Origin of the sequence: Jannaschia sp. Os4 (assembly GCF_016820245.1) — a bacterium.
Classification (GTDB): domain Bacteria; phylum Pseudomonadota; class Alphaproteobacteria; order Rhodobacterales; family Rhodobacteraceae; genus Jannaschia.
Map to the genome: position 1 here is coordinate 20,242 of NZ_JAFCAR010000006.1, position 18,556 is coordinate 38,797.

Below are 18,556 nucleotides of genomic sequence, written 5' to 3' on the forward strand. Positions count from 1 at the left end.
GCGGAGGCGCGGAGCCGGTCGGGGGCGCTGTCCAGGGTCGGTAGGGACGGCCCGGGACAGCGCTCCGGCGGGCCGGAACGGGCTCTATTCATATGTTTCGAGCCGAATCCGGCTCCGTGTCCCCCGCGCGGATCCGCGCCCGTCCCGGCCGATGCAGCGAGGGCACGGTCAGCGCGGGACCGCGCGGGCCACCCCTTGCCACCCGCGCGCGGCCCCGACCTATTCGCACGAGAGATCGGGCGGCGAAGTCCGGCGCAGGGGTTCTGATATCGGGGCGGGCCTTGGGGTCCGGGCAGTGAGCATGGTTTTCGGACGGACGATCCGCGCCTTGGGGCGCGTCGGCGCCTTGGCGCTTGGGCTGGGCCTGTGGTCGGGCGGGGCGGACGCGACCCCATTCACCACCCAGGTGCCCGGCACCGGACTGACGATCCCGGCGAACTACCCGGAGGCGGGGGGCGCGGTGATCGTGCTCGTCGGGGTCAACGGCAACAGCTACTTCCAGTTCTCCGACCCCAGCGGCGCCTTCCGCGGGTTCCAGAACAGCGGCCAGCCCGCGCGGTTCCGCGGCAACCCGTTCACGATCAACGACCCGATCTCGCTCGACTGCGGCGCGTCGACCTGCGCGACCTACTTCGGCGGGTCACTCGCGGCGGCCTACGTGCGCTTCACCGCCTACGACGGCGACACGGCGCCGGGGGAGTTCGACGAGAACCGGATCACGCTGCGGCTCAACGGCTTCGACGTGGGCTCGTGGTCCGGGCTGCCGACGCAGGCGACGAACCTCGCGGGGACGACCGCGTTCTCGTCGGGGACGGGCTTCGGCAACAACCTCTTCGCGACCGGGTGGTTCAGTAGCACGAACCCGCAGCTCCTCGCCAACATCCTGTCGACGGGCCGGACGACGACGCAGGTGTTCGACCGGACACCGAACGACAACTTCTGGGACTTCACCCTCGGCAACTCGCTCCAGGACGAGGACATCCGGACGGTCGCGCCGGGCTACGAGCTGACCAAGGGGCTGGCGGCGAGCGAGCCGGACAACGACTACCTCGTGGCGGGCGAGACCTTCGACTTCGAGTATGTCGTCACCAACATCGGCTCGGTCCCGATCGACGACCTCCAGGTGATCGACGACAAGATCGCGGACGTCACCTGCGACGTCACGCGGATCGAGGACGTGGCGTTCGGGCAGACCCCGAACGCGGCGACCTGCACCGGCACCTACACGATCACCCAAGAGGACGTGGACCGCGGCTCGGTCACCAACGTGGCGCAGGCGCGGGGCACGCCGGAGGAGGGCACCCTCGGCGCGCTGACCGAGCGCTTCACCCTCGACGGGCCGCCGAACCCGGTCGCCCGCATCCGGGTGCGCAAGGAGACGGTCCCGGCGAACCTCGCCCGCTTCGGCGAGGCGGGGTCGGTGGTGTCCTACGTCCTCAACGTGGACGCGCGGGCGCCGAACGGGGCCGGGACGCCGAGCGACGTGACGCTGCGCAACGTCGTGGTCACGGACGCGCTGTTCCCCGGCTACTCCTGCACCATCCCCGAGATCGCGCCGGGCGATCGGGACTCGTCGTGCACGGTGGACTACACGGTCACGCAGGCGGACGTGGACGCGTGGCTCCTCGCGGGCGAGCAGAAGCCGGGCGGGCGGAACGGCGACGACTCCCTCCAGAACAGCGCGACCGCCGTGGGCGAGAGCGCGCGCGACGGCTCGACGGTCAGCCACACGGACACCGACAACCTCGACGGGCCGGCACCCCGCGTGACGCTGACGGTCGCCAAGACCGCGGCGCAGTCCGAGTTCGACGACGCGAACGACGAGATCGACTACACGGTCCGCGTCACCAACACCGGCAACGTGACGTGGCAGGACGGCGACCTGACGGTCACGGACCCGCTGCTCCCGGCGCTGTCCTGCCCCGCCGGCGCGGTGGCCCCCGGCGCGACCGTCACCTGCACCGGCACCTACGCGGTCGACCAAGACGACGTCGACGAAGGCGGCGTGGACAACATCGCGACGGCGGCGGTGGCGGTGGACCTCGCGGGCGGGACGGCGACGGCGCAGGCGGACGACGACCTGACCGTGCCGTCGGTGCGCACCCTGTCGGCCAGCTTGGACAAGCGTCTGGCGGCGGGGCAGGCGGGCACCTTCTCGGCAGCAGCCGACACGGTGGCGTTCGAGTACGTCGTGACCAACACCGGCACGGTGACCATCGACGCGGTGGCGGTGACGGACGACCGGGGCTTCGCGGTGACCTGCCCGGCGGGCGGGATCGCGCCCGGCGCGAGCGCGACCTGCACCGGCACGGACGACACGTTCGACCAGGAGGACCTCGACGCGGGGTCGGTGACGAACACCGCCGAGGCGGTGATCTCGGCGGACGGCCTCGCCGACGTGACGACGGACGAGGACAGCGTCACGGTCACCGTCGACGCGATGCCGTCGCTCGCGCTGGTCAAGACGCCGCCCGTGGTGGACGTGGCCGACTTCGTCGTCGGCGCGACGATCACCTACGCGTTCGACGTCACCAACGACGGCAACGTCACGCTGACGCAGGCCAACACCGGCGCGGCCCGGCTGACGGTGACGGACGACCGGATCGGGGCGGTGGACTGCGGCCCGCTGCCCTTGGCGCCGGGCGTCACGGTCCGGTGCACGGGCGCCTACGAGCTGACCGCCGACGACGTCGCGTCGGGGGTGGTGAACAACGTCGCCTCCGCCGCGGCGGGGACCGCGACGTCGCCGCAGGTGACGGCGCAGGTCTCCATCGCGGGCAACCCGGCGCTGTCCTTGGAAAAGACGTCGACGACGGCGGACGTGGACGCGGTGACGGACACGATCGACTACGTCTTCACGGTCACCAACGACGGCGACACGCAGATCGTCGCGGCGCTGCAGCCCGTCACGATCACGGACGCCCGGCTGACGGGGCCGGCGGTCTGCGCGCAGCCCCCGACCCTCGACCCGGGACAGAGCTTCCAGTGCACGGGGCAGCGCGTGGGCGTGACCCAAGCCGAGCTGGACGCCGGGTCCGTCGAGAACAGCGCGACGGCCTCCTTCCCGTTCGAGCGGGGCGGGGTGACGACGACCATCGCGTCGGACGCGGCGACCGCCTCGGTGCCGGTCGACCCCCAGCCGTCCTTCACCTTCAGCAAGGACGGCCCCGCGACCTTCTCGGCGGCGGGCGAGGAGCTGACCTACACGTTCACTGTCACCAACGACGGCAACGTGACGCTGACCTCGGCCTCGGTGTCGGACCCGCGCATCCCGGGCCTGTCCTGCGCGCTGGGGCCGATCGCGCCGGGCGGGTCGGACGACTGCACGGGCACGCTCGAGGTCAGCCAAGCCGAGTTCGACGCGGGCACGCTCCTCAACAGCGCGACGGCCAGCGTCGTGCCCGCGCAGGGCAGCGCGGCGCCGGTCTCCGACGGCCACGTCGTGACCCGCGCGCCCGGCGCCGGCACCTTCGCGCCGCGCCTCGACAAGACGGCCGACCGCGCCGCCTTCGCGGCGCCCGGCGAGACGATCGCCTACACCCTGACGGTGACGAACGACGGGACGCTGACGATCCCGAGCGCGACGGTCGCGGACCCGCTCGCGCCCGCGTCCTTCTCCTGCGTGGTGACGGACCTCGCGCCGGCGGCGAGCACGTCGTGCAGCTTCGACTACGTCACGGACCAGGACGACGTCGACACGGGTGGCCGGGCGAACGTGGCCACGCTGTCGTCGCCCTCCTTTCCGGACGTGAAGGACGGGGTGACGGTGGACGGCCCCGCGCGGACGGCCGCGCTCGAGATGACCAAGGAGGGGCCGGCGTCGTTCTCTGGCCCGCTGGAGGACGTGACCTTCCGCTTCCGGGTCCGCAACGCGGGCAACGTGACGCTCACGGACGTGACGGTGACGGACGAGTTCTTCGATCCGGACCTGACCTGCGTGATCGGCTCGCTCGCGCCGGGCGAGGAGGACGCGACCACCTGCACGGCGACCTACCGCACGGGGCAGGGCGACTTGGACGTCGGCTCGATCACCAACACGGCGGACGTGAACGCCACCGCGCCCGCGGGCGTGGCGGCGCCCGACGAGGCCTCGGCGGTCGCGGTCGTGGACGGGCCCGCGCGGACGCCCTCGGTCTCGATCGCCAAGGTGGCGGACAAGGCGGCCTTCGCGGCGCCGGTCGACAGCCTGACCTTCACCTTCGAGGTGGAGAACACCGGCAACGTGACGCTGACGGATCTCGTGGTCACGGACCCGGCGCTCGGGTTCAGCTGCCCGGTGGACGACCTCGCGCCGGGCGAGACGGCGACGGCCTGCTCGGACGCGACCCCCCTGTCGGCGGTGCGGCCGACGGCGCAGCCGGACGTGGACGCGGGGCAGGTGGTCAACTCGGCCACCGTGGCGGGCGAGGCCGCGGAGTCCGGCGCGCCGGTCGAGGACACGGTGACGATCTCGGTCCCCGGACCGGCGCAGACCGTCGCCATCGAGATGACGAAGTCCAGCCCCGACGGGGCGGGCTTCGACACGGTGGGCCAGATCGTCACCTACGAGTTCGAGGTCACCAACCGCTCGAACGTCACGCTCACCGCGCCGATCACGATCTCGGACGCGAAGGTGCCGAACGCGGCCTGCCCGGCGGGCCCGGTCGCGCCGGGCGCGTCGGTCACCTGCTCGGGCACCTACGAGGTGACGCAGGCCGACCTCGACGCCGGGACGCTCGACAACACGGCGACCGCGAGCGTCACGCAGCCGGTCGTCCCCTCCGGGCCGAACGCGCCGACCGAGCTGACCGCGACGGACGGCGGCAGCGAGAGCCTGACGCCGGCGCAGCGCCCCGCGCTGACCATCGAGAAGCGGCTGAAGGCGGGCCAGGCGGCGAGCTTCGACGCCGTGGGCGACCTGCTGACCTTCGAGTACGTGGTCACCAACGCGGGCAACGTGACGACCACCGCGCCTGTCACGGTCGAGGACGACAAGATCGCGGGCGTCCTCTCCTGCGCGCCCGCCGGGCTGGCGCCCGGGGCGTCGGTGACCTGCGAGCAGGACTACGAGGCGGACCAGACCGGCCTCGACGACGGGGTCGTGACCAACACGGCCTCGGCCAAGACGGTCTTCGACGGGGTGGAGTACGAGTCCAACGACGACAGCGTCACGATCGTGGCGCGGCAGGATCCGTCGCTCTCCATCGTCAAGACGTTCGAGGGGGTGCTCGACAGCCTCGCCGACACGACGCCCGACCCGAACGGCGGCACCTTGGACGTGGGCACCATCCTGAGATACCGGTTCGTCGTCACCAACGACGGCGACGTGACGCTGGCCGCGCCCTTCGCGGTGGTGGACTCGATCGGGACACCCGTCTGCGCCTCGCTGCCGGCGACCTTGGCGCCGGGCGGCTCGTTCGCCTGCACGATGCCCTACGTCGTGATCGACGCGGACCTCGACGCGCAGGGCGTCTTCAACAACGCCTTCGCCACCGGCACGTTCGACGGCGCGCCGGTCCGCAGCCCCGACGACGGCGCGACCTTCCCGCGCAACGTGGAGCCGAACATCGACCTGCAGAAGGAGGTCGTGGCCGTCGGGGGCGACACCGGCCGCTCGACCTTCGCCGAGGCGGGCGAGGTCGTCACCTACCGCTACACCTACACCAACGCGGGCAACGTCGGGATCCCGAACGCGATCACGATCTCGGACGACAAGATCGGCACGCGGATCTGCCGTACCGAGGGGGCGCCCTCCCTGCCGGTCGGCGGCACGGGCTTCTGCGAGTTCGACTACGTCGTCACCCAAGCCGACGCGGACGCCAACGTGGTCACGAACGTGGCCACCGCCGCGACCGAGTTCCGGGGCGCCGTCGACGTCTCGATCGTGACCTCCGAGCCGCAGTCCGTGACGGTCGAAGGCACCGCCTCGCCCGAACTCGCGGTCGTGAAGCTGCAGACCGCCGGCCCGCTGACGGCGGCGCTCGGCGAGGAGCTGACCTACACGATCACCGTCACCAACACGGGCGACCAGACCCTGTCCGCGATCGACGTCGCGGATCTCGAGATCGACGACCTCGCCTGCACGATCGACGCGCTGCCGGCGCCCGCCAACATCGTGCTCGGCCCGACCGACGCGGTCGTCTGCGTGGGCACCTACGAGGTGACGCAGGCGGACGTGGACCGCGGCTCGTTCACCAACACCGCCACCGCCACCGGCGCCACGCCGCAGGGCGGGACGGTAAGCGGGACGGACAGGCTCACCGTCGGCCTCGTGGACCAAGACACGTCCTTCGCCATCGAGAAGACCCTCTTCTCGGGCACCGAGGCGGGCGAGGACTTCTCGTCCGCGGGCCAGGTCGTGTCGTTCCAGGTCGCGGTCGAGAACACCGGCAACGTGACCATCGTCGAGGCCGTCATCACCGACGACCTCGACGTGACGCCGGCCTCCTGCACGGTCGGGCCGATCGCGCCGGGCGCGACGGACACGTCCTGCCGCTTCGACTACGAGGTGACGCAGGCCGACGTCGACGCCGAGCTCGAGATCGACGGAGAGACCCGGGGCGGGTTCACCAACGTCGCGCGCGCCACCGTCACCTACGGCGACCCCGACGGCACCGTCGAGACGGGGTCGGACGACCTGCTCGTCGTGGGCCCGCTGCGCGAGCCGCGCCTTTCGCTCGCCAAGGAGGCCGACCTGTCCGCCGTCGCCACGGTCGGCGAGACGGTCACCTACACCTTCACGGTCCTGAACTCCGGCAACGTCACGCTCGAGGGGCCGATCGAGATCGACGACGACCGGATCGGCGTCTTCGACTGCGCCGGGCTGCCGCCGGGCGGGCTGCCGCCGCTCGCGACCTACGCCTGCACCGCCACCGACACCGTGGAGCAGGCCGACCTCGACGGCGGGTCGATGGACAACGTGGCCGTGGCGACCGCGACGTCGGAGCCGCTGGCCCCGACCGCCACCGCGCGCGAATCCGTGCCCGCGACCCAGACGCCGGGCCTCGCCGTCGAGAAGGTCGCGGACCGGGCGACCGCCGCCGTCGGCGAGACGATCACCTACACCCACACGGTCACCAACACGGGCAACGTGACGCTGACCGACGTGACGCTGCGCGACCGCCACGAGAGCGCGTCGGGCACCGAGGATCTCGCGGTCACGGACGAGCGGCTCGTGACGGAGGCGGGCGAGACGGACGCCACCGACGCGACGGCGGGCGACGGCGTCTGGTCGTCGCTGGGCGCGGGCGACGTGATCGCCTTCACCACGACCTACGAGGTGACGCAGGCCGACGTGGACGCGCAGGCGGCGCTGACCAACACGGCGCGCGTGCGGGCCGACCCGGCGGACGGGAGCGACCGGCTGGTCGAGACGTCCGACGCCTCCGTCAACGTGCCGGGCAAGGCGGCCGGGCTGGAGGTGACCAAGACGGCGGACACGACCGCGCTGTCCTCGCCGCCGGCGGAGGACGAGGTCGTCACCTTCACGATCCAGGTGCGGAACGCGGGCAACGTCACCCTGACGGGCGTCGACCTGACGGACACGCCGACCGTGGGCACGACGCCGGGCGGCGCCGCGCTGACGCTGTCGGACGGGCCGACGCTGGCCTCCGGCGACGCGGATTCCGACCTCGAGCTCGATGTCGGCGAGACGTGGGTCTACACCGCGACGCTCGACCTGACGCAGGCGGCGCTCGACGCGGGCGGGCTGTCCAACGCGGCGGCGGCGACGGCGGACGATCCGCAGGGCGCCGAGGTCGAGGACGGGACCGACGCCCCGGTGACGGTGCCGCTCGACCGCGACGCGGCGATCACGGTCGTGAAGGCGGCCAGCCTCGCGGATGGCGGGGACGGGGCCGACGCGGGCGACGTGATTACCTACGACTACACGGTGGCCAACGCGGGCAACGTCACGCTCGAGGGGATCGTGCTGGCCGAGACGGGCTTCGGGGGCGTGGGCGACGCGCCGGTGCCGACGGTCGTCTCGGGCGGCCCCGACCTCGCGCCGGGCGAGTCGATGACCTTCCGCGCGACCTACGCGCTGGAGCAGGGCGACGTGGACGCCGGCGGCGTGACGAACCAAGCGACGGCCACGGGCACCGGGCCGCAGGGCGACGTGTCCGACCTGTCGGGCGGCACGGTCGACGACGACGACCCGACCGAGACGGCCCTCTTGCGCGAGCCGGGCCTGACGGTGGTGAAGTCCGCCGTGCTGGTGGACGACGGCGACGGGCGGACGGGCGAGGCGGACTCCATCGCCTACACCTACGTGGTCGAGAACACGGGCAACGTGACGCTGACGGGCGTGGGCGTGGACGAGACGGGCTTCGGCGGCGCGGGCGACGCGCCGGAGCCGGTGGTCCAGCCGGGCGGGGCGGCGACGGTCGACCTCGAGCCGGGCGGCACCGCGACCTTCGTGGCGACCTACGAGCTGGAGCAGGGCGACCTCGACCGCGGCGAGGTGGAGAACCAGGCCACGGCCACCGGGCAGGATCCCGAGGGCGCGGACGTGTCCGACGTCTCGGGCGCGACGGCCGGCGACGACGACGCCACGGTGACCGACCTGATGGGCGTGCCGGAGCTGACCTTGGTCAAGACGGTGGCGGCGGCGCTCGGCGCGGACGGGGCGACCGCGGGCGACGTGCTGACCTACACCTACCTCGTCACCAACAGCGGCACGGTGACGGTGGACGGCGTCGACGTGACCGAGCCGGGCGCGGACTTCTCGGGCACCGGCGACGATCCCGAGCCGGTCATCGAGTCCGGCGGCTCGACCACGCTCGCGCCGGGCGAGAGCGTGACCTTCACCGCGACCTACGAGGTGACGCAGACCGACGTGGACGCGGGCGAGGTGCGCAACCGCGCGACCGCGACGGGCGACGATCCGATGGACGCCGGGCTCTCGGTCCGGTCGGTGGACGGGGAGGGCGACCCCGAGACGGTCGCCGCCCTGCCCGCGACGCCCGAGGTGCTGTTCGAGAAGACCCCGTCGGTGACGGCGGACGTCGTGCCGGGCGACGAGATCACCTACACCTACCGGGTCGAGAACACGGGCAACGTGACGCTGACCGGGCTGTCGGTCGCGGACCTCCAGACCTCGGCCGCGGGGACGGCCGCGCTGGACGTGTCGGGCGAGACCTTGGTCGCCGACGCGGGGCTCGCGGACGACTCGACCGACGCCGCGGACGACGGGACGTGGGACGTGCTCGCGCCGGGCGACGCCGTGACCTTCGAGGCGACCTACGAGGTGACGCAGGCCGACGTGGACGCGGGCGACCCGCTGACCAACGCGGCGACCCTGTCGGCGACGGACAGCGCGGGCGATCCCGTGACGGCGACCGACGACGCCTCCGTCGCGCCCGAGCCGGGCGCGCCGGGGATCGAGGTGGTCAAGACCGCCGACACGGACGCGCTCTCGGCGCCGCCCGCCCCGGGCGAGACGGTGACCTTCGAGATCACCGTCGCGAACACCGGCAACGTGACGCTCGGCGCGCCGGTCCTGACCGACAGCCTGACCCGCGCCGACGCCACGCCGGTGCCCTTGGACGCGCCGGTCCTCGTGTCCGGCGACGCCGACGGGGACGACGCCCTCTCGGTGGGGGAGACGTGGACCTACGCGGCCTCGCACGTCCTCACGCAGGAGGACATCGACGCGGGCGGACTGGTGAACGTGGCGCGCGCCACCGCGGGGACGCCGGACGGCTCGGTGGTGACCGACGTGTCCGACGACGGCGACACGGGCGGTGGCGACACGGGCGACGACCCGACGCGCGTCGGGCTCGACCGCGAACCGGGGATCGAGACGGCCAAGGTCGTGACCGAGGGCGCCGACGCCAGCGAGGCGGGCGACGTGATCCGCTTCGAGATCACCGCCGCGAACACCGGCAACGTCACGCTCGACGGCGTGACGGTCGCGTCGGACGTTCTGACGCGGGCCGACGGTACCGAGCTGGCCCTCGACGCGGGCCCGGACTTCGCGGGCAACGACGACGGCTCCGGCGAGGGGACGCTGCGCCCCGGCGAGACGGCGCGGTGGACGGCCTCCTACGCGCTGACCCAAGCCGACGTGGACGCGGGCGGGATCGGCAACGTCGCGACCGTGGCGGGCACCGGCCCGGACGGCACCCCGGTGGACGACCCCTCGGACCCGGCCACGGTGACCGTGGACCCCGACCCGGCCCTGTCGCTCGTCAAGCGCCCGGCGGCGGACGCCCCCGCGGCGGTCTCGGAGGTGGACGAGGCGCTGCCCTTCGAGTTCGTCGTCACCAACGACGGCAACGTGACCATCACCGGCGCGATCACCATCGACGACCCGCTCGTCCCCGACGCGGCCTGCCCGGTGCTGGCGGAGGGCCTCGCCCCCGGTCTCTCGACGGTCTGCACCGGCACCTACGCGGTGACGCAGGACGACCTCGACCGCGGATCGGTCATCAACGCGGCGACCGCCACGGGCGGCGGCGTGACGACCGAGCGCGTGACCGCGACCGTGCCCGCGCGGCAAGAGCCGGCCTTGGAGGTCACCAAGACCGCCGCGCCGATCGCCGCCGCCGACTTCGTGGTCGGGGCCGTCGTCTCCTACGAGTACCTCGTCGTGAACACGGGCAACGTGACCCTGACCGACCCGGTCACGGTGGACGACAACCTGATCGACGCGGTGGCCTGCCCCGCGCTGCCCGCGCTCGGCCTCGCGCCCGAGGGCGAGCTGACCTGCACCGCGACCTACGAGGTCACGGCGGACGACGTCGACCTCGGGGTCGTGACGAACGTCGCGACCGCGACCTCGGGCGGCACGACCTCGATCCCGGCCACCGCGACGGTGCCGGACGCGGGCACGCCGGCCCTGTCGATCGTCAAGGCCGCCGAGGCGGGCGCGACCTTCGCCGAGGTCGGGGACGAGATCCGCTACGACTTCACCGTGACCAACAGCGGCACGCGCGCCTTCGTCCGCGCGGTCGAGGTCGTCGACGACCGGCTCGGCACGATCCTCTGCTACGAGCCCACCGCCGCCGACCCGGACTTCCGGCCCGGCGAGACGGTGAGCTGCTCGTCCACCGACGTCGCCACGCAGGACGACCTCGACGCGGGCGAGATCGTCAACGCCGCGCGCGGCACGACGACCTTCGGGGGCGGCACGCCCGTCTCCTCGGACGTGGTGACCGAGACCGTCGAGGTCGAGGAGCAGCCGCTGCTCACGCTGGGCAAGACGGTGGCCGACCTGCCCGCGACGGGGCTGGGCCAGATCCTGACCTACACGCTGACCGCGACCAACGAGGGCAACCAGACCCTCGAGGGCGTGCGCGTGACCGACCCGCTGCTGTCCGGCTTCGTCTGCGCGGCCCCGACGCTGGCGCGGGGGGACTCCCTCGTCTGCACGGGCACCTACGAGGTGACGCAGGACGACGTGGACGAGGGCGCGGTCCCCAACGAGGCCGAGGCCACCGGCGAGACCACGACCGGCACGCCGGTCGGGGCAGAAGCCTCCGTGACGGTCGACCTGCCCGACGCCGCGCCGTCGCTCGCGCTGACCAAGACCGCGACGCCCACGCCCTTCGGCCCCGTCGGCTCGACCCTGACCTACGCGCTGCGGGCGGTGAACGACGGCGACGTCACCTTGGAGGACGTGGCGGTCACCGACTCGATGGCCCCGGCGGGCTTCTCCTGCGAGGCGGCGACGCTGCCCGTGGGGGCGGCGCTGGACTGCGCCTTCGGGGTGACCGTCGGGCAGGAGGACGTCGACCGCGGCGAAATCTTCAACGAGGCCGAGGTCGTGGGCACGGGCGTGCGCGGCGGCGGCGCCTCGGACGAGGCGGAGCTGACCACGGACGGCCCGGACCGCGAGCCGGCGCTCGAGGTCACCAAGACCGTCGCCGTTCCCGGCCGCGCCGCCGGCGACGTGGTGGAGTTCGAGATCCGGGTCGAGAACGTGGGCAACGTGACCCTGACTGGGGTGACCTTGGAGGACACGCTCACCCGGTTGGACGGGACGCCGCTGCCGCTGGATGCGGCCCCCACGCTCGACGCGGCCTCGGACGCGGACGGCGACGGCGCGCTCGACGTGGGCGAGACGTGGATCTACCGCGCCGCGCGCACGCTCGACCAGGACGACGTGAACGCCGGCGGCGTCCGCAACGTCGCCTTGGCGCGGGCCTTCGGCCCCGCCGGGCGGCCGGCGTTCGACCTGTCGGACGACGGCGACGACGGCGACGGCGACTCCGCCGGCGACCCGACCGACGCGGTGATCCCGTCGGGTCCGAAACTCGACGCGGTCAAGGTCGTGAGCCAGAGCGGCGCGGCGGCGGGCGACACGGTGGTCTTCCGCGTGACGGCGACGAACGTCGGCAACGTGGACCTGACGGACCTGACGCTGTCGGACGTGCTCACGCGGGCGGACGGGACGTCGATCTCCGCCGAGGTGACGCCGGTGGACGTGCCCGCCACCCTGTCGCCCGGTGCGGCGGCGACGTGGGACGTGAGCCGTGTGCTGACGCAGGCGGACGTGGATTCCGGCGGCCTGCGCAACGTGGCGATCGTGTCGGGCGAGGCCCCGGACAGGACGCGGACGACGGACGTGTCGGACGACGGCGACGACACCGACGGCGATCCCAACGGCGATCCGACCGAGGCGCCCATCGTGGCCGCCCCGGACCTGGAGGTCGTCAAGACGCTCGTGGAGATCGGCGCGGCCGAGGGCGAGGCGGCGGTCTTCGAGATCGCCGTGCGCAACGCGGGCAACGTGACGCTCACGGGCGTGGACGTCGCGGACGAGACGACGGGGCTCGACGGGTCGGACCCGCGGGACGTCGCGCCGGACTTCGTGTCGGCGGACGCGGGCTCGCCCGCGGGCACCCTGCAGGTCGGCGAGACGGCGACCTACGCGGTCGAGGTCGCGCTGACGCAAGCCGACGTGGACGCGGGGGGCGTGCTCAACAGCGCGACGGCCAGCGGCACCACGCCGGGGGGCACGGGCGTGTCCGGCGCGTCCGACCTCGACGGCACCGGCGAGGGCCGGCCGACGCCGGGGCCCGTCGCGGCGGCGCCCGCGCTCGCGGTCGAGAAGACGGTGCTCTCCTCGGAGACGCTGTTCCCGACGATCGTGCGCTCGACCTTCCGCATCGAGGTGACGAACACCGGTAACGTGACCCAGACCGGGATGCGCGTGGCGGACGACCTCGCGGCCTTCGCGGCGCCGGGCGAGCTGCTCGCCGAGGCCTATCCCCCGATCGTGACCCAGAGCGGGTTCGGCGACGGCGCGGCGGTCAACCCCGGCTTCGACGGCGCGGCGGACACCGAACTGCTCGCGGGCGACGGCGTGCTCGGCGTCGGCGCCACCGGCACCGTCGATGTGACGGCGACCTACGTGCTGCCTGCCGGGGGCGGGGACCGCGCCAACACCGCGGCGGCGCGGTCGGACCAGCTCGGCGACCCGTCCGAGGGCTCGGCCGTCGTCGGCGCGAACGACCGCGACGGCGACGGGGTGCCCGACGACATCGAGTCGGCCTCCGCCGACCGCGACGGCGACGGCATCCCCGACGTCGAGGACTTCGACCCCACAGGCTTCCTCTACTGCGAGGACGACGGGCGCATCCTGTCGGGCGGCCAGATCACCGTGCGGGGCGGCGGGGCGGTGCAGACCGGCGTCGGCGTCACCGGGCCGATCAACGTGGTGGCGGACGGGACGCTGGGCTTCTACCAGTTCTTCGTCACCGCGCCGGGGGCCTACACACTCGAGGTGTCCTACCCGCCGGTGGGCACGCCCTCGGCCACCCGGACGCCGGGCGGCACGCTGGACGCGACCTCCCTGCTGCCGGAGGATCCGGCCTCGCTCGGCTCGAACGAGCGGCGCTCCTCGGGGGTGCTGGCGGACTTCTCGGCGGCGGCGAACCCGTTCTTCACCTCCTTCGAGTTCGAGGCGGGCGACCCCTACATCGTCAACAACAACATCCCCGTGATGTCCTGCGGCGCCGTGCGCGACGTGGTCGCCGCCAAGACCGCCGACCGCACCACCGCCGCCTTGGGCGAGTCGGTGGGCTACACCCTGTCCTTCCGCAACGACACGCAGCGGGACCTCGACGACGTCGTCGCCATCGACCGGCTGCCCGCCGGGCTGGTCTACACGCCCGACAGCGCCCGCGTGGCCGGGTCGGCGCAGGAGCCCGCGATCTTGGGCAGCGACCTGCGCTGGACGCTGGACCTCCCCGCCGGGGCGACGCGGACGGTCACCTTCCGGGCGCGCGTCACGACGCGGGCGGGCTACGGCAGCGTGGTCAACGAGACGGTCCTGACCACGGCGGACGGGCGCGTCCTGTCCAACACCGCGACCGCCGCCGTGCGGATCGAGCCGGAGGCGGTGTTCGCCTGCTCGGACGTGATCGGGAAGGTCTTCGACGACCGGAACATGAACGGCTACCAGGATCCGCCCTCGCGCGGGATCACCGATCAGGCCTACGACGCCGGCAAGGGCGGCGTCGCGCCGGCCGAGCTGGTGGGCGAGCCGGGGCTCGCGGGCGTGCGCCTCGTGGCGCCGGACGGGACGATCATCACGACGGACGGGCAGGGGCGCTACTCCGTGCCCTGCGCGGCGCTGCCGGAGCGCGAGGGGTCGAACTTCGTCCTCAAGCTCGACCCGCGCTCGCTGCCCACGGGCTACCGCGTGACGACGGAGAACCCGCGCGTGATCCGCCTGACGGCCGGCAAGATGGCGCGGCTCAACTTCGGGGCGGCGGTGGGCCGGGTGGTCGACATCGACCTGACCGCGCGCGCCTTCGCCGCCGACGGCTCGCCCCGCCGCGAGCTGGGGGCCGGGGTGGACGCGCTGGTGGCGCGCATCGCGGCCGAGCCGTCGCTCCTGCGCCTGACCTACGTGACCGGCGCGGGCGAGGACCGGGCCGCCGCCCGCGCCCGCCTGTCCGCCGTGGAAGACCTGATCCGCGCGAGATGGCGGGGGAGGTACCGCCTCGAAATCGAGAAGACCCTGAGGGAGGGCCGGTGATGCGCCTCACGACGATCTCCGCCGTCTCGGTCCTCGCGCTGCTGGCCTCGCAGGCCGCCGCCCAAGAGGACACGGGCTTCCTGATCTCCATCGACGGCGAGGCCGTCGCGGGCGACGGGTCGCTCGAGGGCATCGTCCCGCGCGCGCCGCTGGACGCCGCGGGGACCGGGCTGGCCCCCGTCGACGTCGCGCTGGCCGAGGCGGAGGTGCGGGTGCGCTTCGACGGGCTGGCCAGCGACCGGGTCCTCGCCCTCGAGGTGCTCGACGCGCCGGCCCGCCCGCAGGCGGGCGACGCGGTGCGCGTGGCGGCGCGGACGAACTACCCGGCCTACCTCGCGGGCGCCGAGGTCGTGGTGGTCGGCCGCGACGGGCGCGGATCGCGCACGCTGGCCCGCACGCCGATCGACCCGAACGGCGAGGCGGTGGTCCGGTTGCCGCGCGGCGAGGGGCTGGGCGTCATGCTGCGGGTGCGAGATGCCCGGGGCCGCATCGACGAGACGGTCGTCGTGCCGCTCGACCCGCTCGGGCCGGTCGACGTGCCGGAGGTGGGCGTCGCGGGCGTGGACGTGGAGTCGCCCTTCGACGGCACCGTGCTCGACGGGCCGTTCCGGGACGGGCTCGGCGCGCGCCGCGGGCGCCTCGACGGGCCGCGCGTGGACGGGACGCCCACGGCGGCGGCGTTGGGCGACATGGCCGCCCGGCGGCGCATCCCCGTCAACGGCGGGACGGTGACGGTGTCGGGCTCGAACGTCGTGCCGGGCGCGACCGTCTCGGTGCTGGGCGAGACGGTGCGCCCCGACGCCGACGGCCGGTTCGTCGTCAGCCGCATCCTGCCCCCGGGCGAAGTGCCCGTGGATGTGCGCGTGGTCGGCCCGAACCAGCGCACCGTGCTGGAGCGGCAGGTCTTGATCCCGCGCGCGGAGTGGTTCGGCGTCGGCGTCGTCGACGTGACCGTGGGCCGCCGGGCGGGCGACCTGTCGCTGCCGGGCGGGGGCGAGGCGGACCGGACGTGGGACCGGGGCCGGATCGCGGGCTACGGAACGGGCCGGACGGCGAGCGGCTGGCGCCTGACGGGCCGCGTGGACACCGGCGAGGAGGAGCTGTCGGACCTCTTCGACCAGCGCGACGACCAGGACGCGGCGTCGCTGCTCGACCGGATCGACCGGGAGGAGCAGGGCTACGGCGAGTTCGGGGACGACAGCCTGATCGAGGACGGCGCGCCGTCGCGGGGCAAGACCTACCTCCACGCCGAGCGGAACGGGTCGAGCCTCACGTGGGGGGACTGGCAGGCGACCGTCGGCGGCAACCGCTTCCTGCGCAACGAGCGCACGCTCTACGGGGCGCGGGGCGTCTACGTGTCGCCCGACATGACGTCGCGCGGGGATCCGCGCGTGGCCGTGGAGCTCTACGCCGCCTCGCCCGAGCGGCTGCCCCGCCGGGACGTGTTCCGGGGCACGGGGGGGTCGGTCTACTTCCTGTCCGAGCAGGACATCCACCTCGCCTCCGAGACCGTGACCTTGGAGATCCGCGACCCCGTCACCGACCGGGTGCTGGAGACGCGACGCCTGACCGAGGGGCGGGACTACGACTTCAACGCGGTGCAGGGGATCGTGACGCTGGACCGCCCGCTGTCGTCCTCGCTGGGCGGCGGCACGGTGGTGACCACGCCGGGCGGCGAGGCGGTCGTCAACCTCGTGGTGCAGTACGAGTTCACGCCCACGGCGGGCGACATCGACGGCTACGCGTGGGGCGGTCGGGCCGAGATGTGGGCGACCGACGACCTGCGCCTCGGCGTCGTGGGCCTCGCCGAGGACACGGGCACCGCCGACCAGACGGCCTATGGCGCGGACCTGCTGTGGCGTCTGGGCGAGGCGTCCTTCGTGGCCCTCGACTACGCGCGGTCCGAGGGGCCGGGCTTCGGCTTCCGCACCTCCGTCGACGGCGGCGGGACGTTCGACACCACGGCCGCCGTGGGCGGCGACGGCGAGGCGGCGGCGGTGAACCTCGATCTCGACTTCGCCGACCTGGGCTTGGCCGCGGAGGGCGGGCTGTCCTTCTACCGCGAGCGGCGGACGGCGGGCTTCTCGTCGCTCGACCGGCAGGTGACCGTGGACGAGGATCTCTGGGGCGGCGCCGTGGAATGGGCGCCCTCGGAGCGGCTGGCCTTCCGCCTCTACGCGGACGTGCTGGAGGACGACGCCGGGCGCGAGGCGTCCGAGGCCGGCATCGAGGCGTCCTACGCGCTCAACGCCCGCGACCGGCTCGACCTCGGGGTCGAGTATGTCGAGCGGCGGGGCGAGACCGCCACCACCGCCACCTCGCGCGACGAGGACGGGGACCGGACGGACGTGGCCCTGCGCTTCACCCGCGCGGCGTCGGACGACCTGACGTGGTGGGTGTTCGGGCAGGTGACGGCGGACCGGTCCGGCGACTTCCGCCCCAACCACCGTGCCGGCGTCGGCGCGGACTGGGCGCTGAACGAGCAGTGGCGCTTGGCCGCCGAACTGTCGGGCGGCGCGCGCGGGCCGGGCGGGGACGTGATCCTGCGCTACGACAACGGGGCGGGGACGACCTCCTACGCCGGGTGGAGGCTCGATCCGGGCCGCGCGTTCGACGGCGTGGCGCTGTCCGGCGACGACCGCGGCACCTTCGTCGCGGGCGGCACGCGCACGCTGGGCGAGGGCGTCGACCTCTGGGCCGAGAGCACCTACGACCTGTTCGGGCGCCGCCGCGCGCTGACGCAGGGCTACGGCGTCGACTGGCGCGCCAACGACAACCTGACCTTCACCGCCGCCGCCGAACTGGGCGAGGTGCGCGACCGGTCGCCCTTCGGGGGCGACATCGAGCGGCGCGCCCTGTCGCTCGGGGTCCGCTGGGACGAGGGCGAGGATCTGCAGGCCCGCGCCCGGCTGGAGCTGCGCCGCGACCGGGGCCTCGACGAGGGGGTCTCGCAGGACCAGGATGCGGTCCTACTGACGGCGGACGCGCAGTGGCGGATCGACGACGCGCGACGGCTGCGGTTCAACCTCGAGTACGCGGACATCGAGAGCGCCGCGAACCTGCTGCCCGAGGGCAGCTACGCCGAGGCGGGCTTGGGCTACGCGCTGCGCCCGACGCTCGACGACCGCTTCAACCTACTGTTCCAGTACCGCTACGTGCGCGACCTCGTGGGCCAGCAGGTCGACGGCGTCGCGGGGCAGGGGCCGCGGCAGGAGAGCCACGTCCTGTCGGTGGACGGCGAGTACGACCTCAACGAGCGGTGGTCGCTGGGGGCGAAGTTCGGCGGGCGCTGGTCCGAGACCTCGCCCGACGGCACCTCGCCCTTCGAGGACAACGACGCGTGGCTCGCCGTGGTGAACACGCGCTGGCACGTCACCCACAAGTGGGACGCGCTGCTGGAGGCGCGGCGGCTGGAGGCGGACCAGGCGGGCTTCTCGGACACGGGCGTGCTCGGGGCGGTGTATCGCCACGTCGGGCGCAACGCGAAGATCGGGCTGGGCTACAACTTCGGCAGCTTCTCGGACGACCTGACGGACCTCACGGCGGACGACCGGGGCGTCTTCGTCAACGTGATCGCCAAGTTCTGAG

Annotated in this window: 2 protein-coding genes; both read left to right on the forward strand. The window is 73.7% G+C overall.

Annotation, left to right across the window (positions count from 1 at the left end; genetic code table 11):
• The first annotated feature begins 301 nt into the window (after positions 1–301).
• Positions 302–14,968 carry a DUF11 domain-containing protein gene (locus JQC91_RS17025; RefSeq protein WP_203288741.1) on the forward strand — a complete coding sequence of 4,889 codons (14,667 nt, stop codon included), beginning with the start codon at positions 302–304 and terminating at the stop codon, positions 14,966–14,968.
• Complete coding sequence (locus JQC91_RS17030; RefSeq protein ID WP_203288743.1) at positions 14,968–18,555, forward strand: TonB-dependent receptor; 3,588 nt, start codon at positions 14,968–14,970, stop codon at positions 18,553–18,555. The genes JQC91_RS17025 and JQC91_RS17030 overlap by 1 nt, the downstream gene beginning before the upstream one ends.
• Position 18,556: the final 1 nt, after the last annotated feature.